The 9,464-nt window shown below is 67.8% G+C and carries 11 protein-coding genes and 1 pseudogene; 4 read left to right on the top strand and 8 right to left on the bottom strand.

The genetic code is table 11. The features are described 5' to 3' along the window. Positions 1-251: 251 nt before the first annotated feature. Positions 252-809, top strand: a complete 558-nt coding sequence (locus ABZW18_RS33435) for a hemerythrin domain-containing protein (protein WP_356194956.1) — start codon at positions 252-254, stop codon at positions 807-809. Between the two features lie 691 nt (positions 810-1,500). After that, positions 1,501-1,671 (top strand): hypothetical protein, encoded by a 171-nt coding sequence (locus ABZW18_RS33430; protein WP_356194954.1) that lies wholly within the window; start codon positions 1,501-1,503, stop codon positions 1,669-1,671. Between the two features lie 67 nt (positions 1,672-1,738). Here the strand turns inward: ABZW18_RS33430 and ABZW18_RS33425 are convergent, their stop codons facing one another. The 8 genes and pseudogenes from ABZW18_RS33425 to ABZW18_RS33390 all read right to left on the bottom strand — a co-directional run bounded on the left by ABZW18_RS33425 (position 1,739) and on the right by ABZW18_RS33390 (position 7,093). After that, positions 1,739-2,791, bottom strand: coding sequence for a hypothetical protein (locus ABZW18_RS33425; protein WP_356194952.1), 1,053 nt, complete (start codon positions 2,789-2,791; stop codon positions 1,739-1,741). Between the two features lie 779 nt (positions 2,792-3,570). Next, positions 3,571-3,771: pseudogene (locus ABZW18_RS33420) on the bottom strand (transposase family protein); the annotation flags it as partial. 172 nt (positions 3,772-3,943) lie between these two features. Next, on the bottom strand, positions 3,944-4,207 hold the full coding sequence (locus ABZW18_RS33415) for a hypothetical protein (protein WP_356194950.1): 264 nt from the start codon (positions 4,205-4,207) through the stop codon (positions 3,944-3,946). 33 nt (positions 4,208-4,240) lie between these two features. Then, positions 4,241-4,660 carry a hypothetical protein gene (locus tag ABZW18_RS33410; RefSeq protein WP_356194948.1) on the bottom strand — a complete coding sequence of 140 codons (420 nt, stop codon included), beginning with the start codon at positions 4,658-4,660 and terminating at the stop codon, positions 4,241-4,243. A 25-nt stretch (positions 4,661-4,685) separates the two neighbouring features. Further along, positions 4,686-5,174: a hypothetical protein gene (locus ABZW18_RS33405; RefSeq protein WP_356194947.1), complete on the bottom strand. Its 489-nt coding sequence runs from the start codon at positions 5,172-5,174 to the stop codon at positions 4,686-4,688. 157 nt (positions 5,175-5,331) lie between these two features. Continuing rightward, complete coding sequence (locus ABZW18_RS33400; RefSeq protein WP_356194944.1) at positions 5,332-5,559, bottom strand: hypothetical protein; 228 nt, start codon at positions 5,557-5,559, stop codon at positions 5,332-5,334. A gap of 194 nt (positions 5,560-5,753) precedes the next feature. Beyond that, entirely contained in the window at positions 5,754-6,593 is an 840-nt protein-coding gene (locus tag ABZW18_RS33395; protein WP_356194941.1) for a transposase family protein, read from the bottom strand. Positions 6,594-6,646: 53 nt separating this feature from the next. Further along, entirely contained in the window at positions 6,647-7,093 is a 447-nt protein-coding gene (locus ABZW18_RS33390; RefSeq protein WP_356194938.1) for a hypothetical protein, read from the bottom strand. A gap of 211 nt (positions 7,094-7,304) precedes the next feature. Between ABZW18_RS33390 and ABZW18_RS33385 the strand changes: the two genes are divergently transcribed. Next, on the top strand, positions 7,305-7,529 hold the full coding sequence (locus ABZW18_RS33385) for a hypothetical protein (protein ID WP_356194936.1): 225 nt from the start codon (positions 7,305-7,307) through the stop codon (positions 7,527-7,529). Positions 7,530-7,873: 344 nt separating this feature from the next. Beyond that, positions 7,874-8,734 carry a hypothetical protein gene (locus ABZW18_RS33380; RefSeq protein WP_356194934.1) on the top strand — a complete coding sequence of 287 codons (861 nt, stop codon included), beginning with the start codon at positions 7,874-7,876 and terminating at the stop codon, positions 8,732-8,734. Positions 8,735-9,464: the final 730 nt, after the last annotated feature.

The following is a 9,464-nucleotide window of genomic DNA, read 5'->3' as shown; positions in this document are numbered from 1 at the left end:
CCTGGCGAACCGCTGTCGCGCCCGGGATGCGGGCGCGACGGCGGTACTCCACTGCCGCTGCGGCGTTTATGCGCAGGGCAGCGCCGCTCGAGCGGCCGGTCATCCAACGTCCGCTGCCGTAGCGGGGGGTGGCGGGTTTGGCGGCATCTGGAGCAATCCGCGCAGTGCGGTGTTACGGGCTGCGATGCTTGGGAACCCGTTCTGTCGGCATCCGGACGGCCTGGTTGCCGGGTATCGGAGGGCAGCAGGCAATGGGACATGGCGGCGATGTCATCGCGGAGCTGACCACCGATCACCGCGAAGTGGATGAACTCTTCGAACAGTACGAGCAGGCGGCACCCGGCGGTGCCGAGCGCAAGCGTCTGCTCGAAGCGTTGACCATCGAATTGGTGCGGCATTCTGTTGCCGAGGAGCAGCACCTCTACCCGGCGGTGCGCGAACATCTGGAAGGGGGCGGCGCGCTGGCGGACAAGGAGATCGCCGATCACGGCCGCGTGGAGCAGCTCCTCAAGGACCTCGAGGGGCGCGCTGCCGACGACCTCGACTTCGACCGGCTGGTCGTCAAGCTCAAGACCGAGGTCACCGCGCACGTCAAGGACGAGGAGACCAACCTTTTCGTACGGCTGCGCGAGGGGTGTCACCCCTTCGTGCTGGAGAGCCTGGGGGAAAAGGTCCGCAACGCAAAGAAGATGGCCCCCACCAGGCCACACCCCAGTTCCCCCAGCACTCCGCCGATCAACAAGCTTCTCGCTCCCGGCCTCGGGCTGGTCGACCGCGCCCGCGACTATGTCACTGGCCGGGGCCAGTAACCGACCACACTGATCGCCGGAAGAAAGGCGTCTGTCACCAGCTCAGGCGTATGGGGACCGAGGTGGCCCGCTGCACCGCCGCCCCATCTCGGCCTTGTGGACCTTGCCACCTGCACCGATGCTCGGGACACTCTTGCTGTACCGAGTGCAAGGCTGTCGCTGGGAGTTCACCTGGGCCCTGCCCTGGTGGGCTGGTGCCGACCGGGCCGTGCGAGGAAACCGTCATCGCCCACGCGTCAGCGCAGTAGCGGCCTCCATCCCTCGATACGGGTGGAAGGCTTTTGCGTATCCAGTTCGCCCCGGGTCGACAGACAGCCTCTGCAGCGGCGGGTGCTGGCGCGTGCGGCTCGCCGTGGCAAAAGAGGAGCCGATGACGGCTCATGCAGGTGACACCCGCCCGCCCTTACAAGCTTGCGCGGATCTTTGTGAGCGCGGTGGTCAGGACGCTGCGTTTACGATCGGCGCCAGCTGCGGCCGCCGCCCGCCTCAGGCGGTAAGGAATCCCTCGTCGGCGGGGCGCTCGCCAGACAGCCCGCTGCCGCGCGGTGATGAGTGCTTCCCGGTGGACTCCGCCGCGCTGGAACGCGGCGACGCCGACGCCCTGGTCGCGCTGCTGACCGAGGACGTCACCTGGTCGATGCCGCCGCTAGCGCACTGGTAGCACGGCATCGAGGCCGTCACCGACTTCGCCGTGCAGGTCCCGCTGACCGGATGCGTCTCCTGGCGGCACTTCCCGACCAGCGCGAACGCCCAACCCGCCGTGGCCTGCTACCTCCGGAACGACGACGCCGGCGCGCACCTCGCCTGGTCGATCAACGTGCTGATACGCGGGCTAAGGGATGCGGGCATCTGTGCTGGCTGACAAGAGCAGCGGCGCCGGGATGCCGAAGCGAAGACTCCCAGTTGGCAGGGCACGACCCTCTTCAGCACTAGGCGACCTTCTTCACCCCGAACAGGTAGGTGAATGGCGACTCCGGCCGATTCGGCGGCGCAGCCCCTACCGTTGCTCCCACCAGGGAAATGATGGCTCCCAGAGCGTCATTAGCCTGGTGCAAGGTCCACGCCGCGCCTGCCCCGGCCAGCACCACTGCGGCCACAGGGCGCCCCCAGGCACGCCGGGCGCGACGCAGGGCAGAAGCATGGTCCGCGAGCATCTCCGCTCGCTCGTCTATCCTCCTCTGCCGGTCGTGTGGCTCAGCAGCTTCGAGCTCGCCCACAAAACGCCGGAGATCTTGGGCGTACTTCCGGTATTCCGCGCCGTGCTCCCGCTTGTAGTCCAGCACCTCATCTAGCGGTACCCGGGACAAGTCAATCCCGACATCCAGAATGTCACGATGGAGGACCTCTCCTGCTCTCCTGGCTTTAGGCAGCGCCTTACGTACTCCGCGGGGCATGACGTGCTCCACTGCTGACGCATAGGCTGATTGCTGGTACTTCCCAACCAGGTGAATCCGCTGATCGGACACCTTCGCCTGAGCAGCAAGAGCCAAGGTCATGAGAACAGCCGCGCGGACGTGTCCCGGCATTTCCACCATGTCCGCTCCGAGATCCGGACGACGCCGGGTGACTGCTCCAGAGCGCAGCAACCGCTCCACGACCCTGTCTGCATCCTCGGCGGAGCCCCCGCCTACGAGGGTGGAGAACGCCAGGTGCCCCATGCTGATGGCCCCTAGGTTCGGGTAGCGTCCGCCAGCGGCGGAGGTGTCGGGCAGGACGTACTCGGCTACCCGGCGGATATGCGCTGCGGTGGCCCTGTCCAGCCAGTCTCTCGGCTCCAGGTTGTGCAACAGCCCTGCCTGCTTCAGGGGCTCGGCTAGTTGAACCTCACGAGTCACTACTGAGTTGAAGTGTTCTTCCGGCAGCAGTAGCGCGAACCCGTCGAAGAACAAGAGAAGGCTCTTCATCTGGCCAACTGACTGATCGTCCCAGATCCATCCCGGGTAAAAGTGCGCGAGTTCAGGCCGTGCCCCCTCGTGGCTCATGCCGTGAGTCTGGCACCGGCAGAGTATTCCGCCTAGGGCCCGACCGGGGCAGTGGTTGTGTGTGCAGTAGTGAGCGGCGCGCGACTTAGCCAACCCGACGGTGGCTGCAGCGAATTGGGCGGTATCCCGATGCTGCGTGGACGTTGAGGGGTTGCGAGCACTCCGCTCCGAGGCGTCTCAGTTTTCTCCGGGCATCGAGGTCAGATGCCCGGAGAAGACTGAGACGCCCAGGCTTAGCTGTGGTGTCTCAGGACGTTGGTTCCACGGCGTCCTCGAACGTGAGCTGCAGCGAGTGGGCCCCGGGGGAGTCCAGGCCGAGGCACCGAGCAGCCCGCTGATCGTCGGCCCTGACGCGGCCCGCTCCCAGCCCCGTCGGGAGAGGGCGGGCACAGACGTGGCGTGTATTCGACCCTGAGAAGTTCCAGGTACCGCGGCCTTCCGGGTGATCGTTACGGTGCCGGGGACCGCATACACCGAGCCCCATGGGCTGTTAGATGCCCATGGGGATTCAAAGGGGGAATCATGACGTCATCCGTTCGTCGGCGGCTGCGCGGTGCCGTGGTCGCCTTCGCCGCCCTGGTGACCGTGGGGGCAATCGCCTCCCCGGCCACAGCCGCGCCCCAGAAGGCGTCCGTGGACGTCTGGCGGTGGTGCTGGACGGCACCGGCCGGATCATTGGGAGGTGTGCAAGCTGAAGTTGCTGGTCACAGGGCTGGTGTGCGTGGGCATCGGGATGCTCGTGCTGGTCGCTGGCAAGTGACTTTGGTGAAGATCGTCGGTCATCGGGCGACTTCGCGGTTCGTGAGGACGAGCAAGGCCCTGACCAGGGCGGTCGCCCAGGCGGGGTCGGTGCGCACCTTGCCGAGGATGCGCCAGTTCTTGAGGTGGGCAAAGCCGTGCTCGACGGGTGCCCGGACGGCCGCCAGTGCCGTGTTGGACAGCTTCTGACCTCGCGTCAGGGGCCGATTCCGGGCGGCCTTGAAATCGCAGGCGTGACGCCCCGGAATCGGACCAGGTCGGCGACACAGCAGCCGTGACGCAGGGATACCTTGCCCCTCCTGTCAAGATCCTTAACAGCAGCCGTAGCCCGAAAACGCCAGCGGGGCTCCCCGCCCACAAGAACGGGAAGCCCCACCTGCCTGCCTGCGCCGGTCAACCGGCCATGGCCGCCACGACCAGCGCAACAGCCGCACCGCACAGCAGCACCACAAGCGGCCATGCCAGCCGGCCGCGCCCGGTACGCCTGCGCCACAGCACCAGCCACAGCGCACACGCCGCCACGAACACGACCGTCACACCGCTCAGCTCGCCCTCCCGCCACGCCACCCGCGCGGCGCCAGGGTTAGCACCCCATACAAGGAGCGCAACGAGGACGCCCACGGTCAGCGCACACACCGCTTCCAGCAGCCTGCTCATACGGTGCCCTTCTTCTCCGGCGTGTCCGTCAGGTCAGTGCGCGGGCGGAACGGACGGCTTGACCTCGACGGTCTCCGTCTTGCGGCCTTCTGCGTCCGTGCTGGTGGACCGCTTCTCCCCGGCCCGGGGACCGGCCACGGGCGCCTGGGGCGCACCGGACTGCGCGATCTTGACGTGCGTCTTGACCATGAGGGTCTTGCCGTTTGCGTCCTTGACCACCTTGCCGTCCGCCCCGATCAGCGGCAGCTCTTCGGGCATCTTGGACTCGTCCACCGTGCCGTCGGGGTTGACCCACTCCGGGGTGGGCGGCGCCGGCGGCACCGCGGCCTTCTCGGCCTGCCCGCTGTCGGCGGGGCGGGGCGCCTCATCGGCGGAGGCGTTCGCCGCCAGGGCGCCCAGCAGCAGCACCCCGGCCACCGCTCCCACAGCAAGGGATATACGGGTCTTCTTCATGCGTGGTGTCTCCAGTCCTTGCAGGTTACGGCTCGATGAAGTGCTGTCCGGACCAGATAGGAACGTTGCCCCCGTACCAGGTGCCGCCGTAGTAGACGTTGGACCCGGCCTTGGTGGCGTAGTAGCCGCCGCCGCAGGGCGGCACGATCCCGAAGTCGTAGGTGAGTTCCATCCTGGAGGTCTCGGTGGTGTTGGCGTAGCCGCTCCAGGTGCCGTCGGGGTACTGGGTACCCATGAGTTGCCGGCACACGCCCCACCGGGCGCCGTCCCAGTAGAAGTACTGAAATGCGGTCTTGAGGTTGCCCGGGGGCCGGTTCCAGACCAGGATGCACGACTGGGCCAAGGGGATGCCGGAGGAGGCCAGCCCGTAGGACTTGGCGTAGCCGCCTCCGCTGCCGTGGGAGACCTCCGAGTAGGTGTACAGGCACTTGGAGGAGTCGGTGTTGGCCCAGACCTCGTCGGACTGGTACACGTAGTGCGCCTGGGCGGCGGTGGCGGTGGTGAACACCAGCATCAGGGATGCGCCGAAGGCGATCAGGGCGCCGAGCGGCCGGGTTAATCGGCGTCTTGCCCGTGGCGCGGGGTGTCGGATGGGTTCCACAGGGTTCCTTTTCTCTTGTTTCGCACGGCTGGTGCGGGCCGCTGGTGGGGGCCCGCACACGTGTCTGATCTTATGTCATGCCCACGCCCGAATGGGATGTTTGTTTGATTTCGGGGGTGTGGAGGGGGGAGACCGAGCGTGCTATCCAGTCGGCGCGCAGTGCCGGCTTGATGTCCGCCAGGTCGGGGTGGGTGAGGGCGACGTCGCGGATGAGTTTGGAGAAGGAGGCGCGGAACATGGCTTCGCCGTTGCGGGTGGTGATGACGGGGCCGTGGTCGGGTCCGTTCAGTGGACGCACCGAGGCGACTCCAACTGGCCCCGGTTCGCAAATAATTCGTGAAGATCAGGCGTCGTGAGGTGGTTCCGGAGGACGTTTGATCTGGCCCCACTGGGGGGTACGCAAGCTGAAGTTGCTGGTCACAGGGCTGGTGTGCGTGGGCATCGGGATGCTCGTGCTGGTCGCTGGCAGGTGACTTTGGTGAAGATCGTCGGTCATCGGGCGACTTCGCGGTTCGTGAGGACGAGCAAGGCCCTGACCAGGGCGGTCGCCCAGGCGGGGTCGGTGCGCACCTTGCCGAGGACGCGCCAGTTCTTGAGGTGGGCAAAGCCGTGCTCGACGGGTGCCCGGACGGCCGCCAGTGCCGTGTTGGACAGCTTCTGACCTCGCGTCAGGGGCCGATTCCGGGCGGCCTTGTAGCCGGTGATCACCGCCGGGGCGGCGTCGGGGCCGCCGTCGTCGAGGCCGACGAATCCCAGGTCGGCGATGGCTCCGAGCCCGGTTTCCCGCAGTTTCTGGGTGAGCTTGTCGTGCCGGCAAGCGGCGATCTCCGAGGTGCGCCCGGGGCGGGCCGCCGAGATCCACAGCAGCCGGCCCCGGTCGTCGGTGAGGGCGATCACGAGCAGGCCGTGGCATTTGTTCTTGCCGGAGTAGTTCTTCCGGTTCCCCTTCCCGGTTCTGCGCCGGGTACGGATCACCGATCCGTCCAGCAGTACGATGCCGCCACCCATTCGGGCGATCTTCTTCAGGACCCGGTCCAGGCGTGGGGCGCGGGCGGCGAGCAGGCCGATGACCTCCCGGACCCATCGGGTGACGGTGGTGCGGTGTACTCCGTTGCCGCCGGCCAGGTCGCAGGGTCGCTGGTCACAGCGCAGCACTGCCAGCACGATGGTGGCGATCTTCCCGGCGGGCAGGGCGCGCCACCTGGAGCCGATCTTCTTGAGGTGGCCGCGTATCAGGTCGGCGAGCCAGTTCAGAGTGGCACTCGACAGCGGCAGGCGGGCGGTGTAGACAAGGCCGTCAGGGCCCTCGACGGAACTGTTGTTTTTCTTCACATCAAACTCAACTACCTTCGGGGGCTCGTCAGTTACGCCTCCGCCCTGCACAGCTATGGACGTGCGGTGAACTGCCCGTCAGGGCGTTTGTGCAGCCAGCCGCGGTCGGCGAGCTTGGTTATCTTCGCCCGCAAAGGTTCCAGCTTGCCGCGCACCGAGGCGTCCAGCCCCAGCCGCTCGCCGACCGCCCGGACCGGCACCGGGCCGTCGGCCTCCCGCACGATCGCCAGGATCTTGCGGTAGTCGCCGGACAACGCGCCCTCGTCGGCCGCGTCGCTGCGGTGCGGGATGAGCAGGACTGTCCGCCCGGCCACCTCCGCCGATACCGGAGCGACAGCCCCGGCGTCGGCCCGGGCCTGTTCGGCCAGGCGGTTCAACACCCGCTCCACGATCGCCAGTTCACCCCGCTCGGCCTGGACCTCCTGGATTTTCTTGGCCAACTCCTCGGCGAGAGCGTCCAGTTCGCTCCGGCGGGAAGTGATCCACTGCCGCTCCTGCATCCCCCGCGGCCTCCCGCGGTCTCACGGCGTGTCGACCTGCTGACGGATCGTAGGCGGGGCCGGTCGTGGGCGCAGCCGAACCCGGCATCCCGCCGGAGCCGGACCCGCCCGATGATCTACGTCATGGTCATCGGCCGCCGACCGGCACGAGTATCCAACTCGCCATTCACACCAGACCTGTGGCCTGCGACTTCACGATGCACACCGCTCATTGGAGATCGCGTACAAGGACGGGGACACTGACTGCTTCAGTGGCGAAGGCTTCGTCGGGCTCGACGCGAACCGGGCAGTCGAAAAGATCAAGACAAACAACAACTGGGGCAGTGTCATCTACCCCGGCCCTGTCGACCCGCCGAAGGTCGACTTCAACCGCAACCAGTTGCTCTTCATCGGCCCGGGCCTCAACGGGATCTGGATGAACACTCCCGCCCCCTGACCAGGGGGATGATCCTGTGACTGTGTCCGCCCGCGCCCTGCGCGGGCGGACATGCCGTGTGAGGGGCGCGGCGCCACGGCCCAGTTCCAGGTGTCTGGAAAAGGTGCGGGTCGGTTGGCGGACCTCGACGTCGGTGAAGTCGAAGCTGCTGAAGTGCGAGCCCACTCGGCGTTGTGGTCAGTTCAGTTGCGGTGTGGGCGGCCGGCGGTGGAGGCGGGCGGGCCCAACCGCCCAGTGATTGCGGCTGTGGCACCAACCTCATGCGACAGCACACTTAGCTGAGACAGGACCAACGAGAGCTGGGAGCGGGGGTTCTCGGCTCTTCGGATCGAGTGGTGGTGGCCGTGGCGTCCAAGGTGAAGAAGTCCCGTCCCAAGCGGCCTGCGATCCGCTTGGGCGAGGTCAACACGACTGCGTTGGTGGACCAGCTCCGCGAGCTCCACAAGGCGGCGGGTCCCCCGGAGTTCGAGCGGTTTCCCGCCTCTGACGAGCTGGTTCTCGTGCTGAAGCACGCTGAACGGGTGGCGGGCAAGCTCGCGGTTGACACGAGCAAGGTCGACCCGAAAGACGTCATCGGCCAGGCCGCGGTGATCCGGGCGAAGCTGTGGCAGTACCTGCACGAGCAGGCGGATGCCGGACAGCTCAAGGCGATCGAGACCGGTCGCGCGGCGGGAGTGGCGTGGGACGTGTTCCGGGAGGCACTGTGCGTGGGCACCGGGCATGGCGCCCAGCAGAAGGCCCAGCGGCTCAAGGCCGAGCAGGTCCGTCGGCCCGATGAGCCGCGTACACCCCAAACTGCCCGGGACCACGAGGAGAAGGAGCTCGCCGAACAGCACGAGCAGCGCGACCGCATCGCGGCGGACCTGCCGCGTTTCACCCGCGCCCAGGGGATCTGCCGTCAGCTCTTCGAGCATCGCGACGGCCTGGTGGTCGGCGGGATGTCGGCGTACTGGCTGAACGACATCGCCGAGCAGATTGACCGGCGCGAGACCGATCTGGAGAAGGCCAACCTTGTGCGCTTCCTCGGCAGCTTCGTCCACGCGATCCATCAGCTCGCACGCGACCACAACCCGGCACTCGCCCAAGCCACCGAGTTCGTCCACGCCCGCCCCGTGATCCCCCGGCAGGCATCCGACTCCCAGACGGGGAGCCGGATCCGAGGCACACGTCGCCGCCGAACCCGGCGAAGAAGATCGCTTCCCTGACCTCACCGGCATTCCGTCACCCCGAACGCCGGCATTTCATCGGTGACCCTTCCTGGGCGGGGGTAGCGCCACGGGAACACCCCCGCGTCGGCGGGGGGCACTGCGGGTTCTCGGCCTCCGGGAGGTCCCACACCGGAACACCCCAGCGTCGGCGGGGAGCACGACGCCGTGCTGGGCAACGTGCCGTACGGCAACGGAACACCCCCGCGTCGGCGGGGAGCACACCGCCCCCGGCACCGGATCCACGACGAACAACGGAACACCCCCGCGTCGGCGAGGAGCACCCGCACTCGCAGTTCGGCGTCCCGAAGAACCTCGGAACACCCCCGCGTCGGCGGGGAGCACCCGGGGAAGATGCGCCACAGCGCCACCGACCAAGGAACACCCCCGCGTCGGTGGGGAGCACGGGAGCGATGCGGTGGCGGCGGTGTGGTCGTACGGAACACCCCCGCGTCAGCGGGGAGCACGGGATGTAGCCCAGTCGGAACAGGGCGGAGAACGGAACACCCCCGCGTCGACGGGGAGCACAGCGCGTGGGCCAGCCACACGGCAGAGGTGGTCGGAACACCCCCGCGTCGGCGGGGAGCACCGGCGCATCCATGCGGGCCCCCAGCGGACGATCGGAACGCCCCCGCGTCGGCGGGGAGCACAGGCCGGGGCAGGGCCGTTCGGGTTCCGGCTGCTTGGGGGCGGCCTCGGTCTCACGGTGCGCGTCGCGGGCCTGGCGCCA

The sequence above is a fragment of the Streptomyces sp. NPDC004647 genome, assembly GCF_040609575.1.
Classification (GTDB): Bacteria; Actinomycetota; Actinomycetes; order Streptomycetales; family Streptomycetaceae; genus Streptomyces.
The sequence above is the reverse complement of the archived record's forward strand: the minus strand, read 5'-3'. Positions and strand labels throughout refer to the sequence as shown.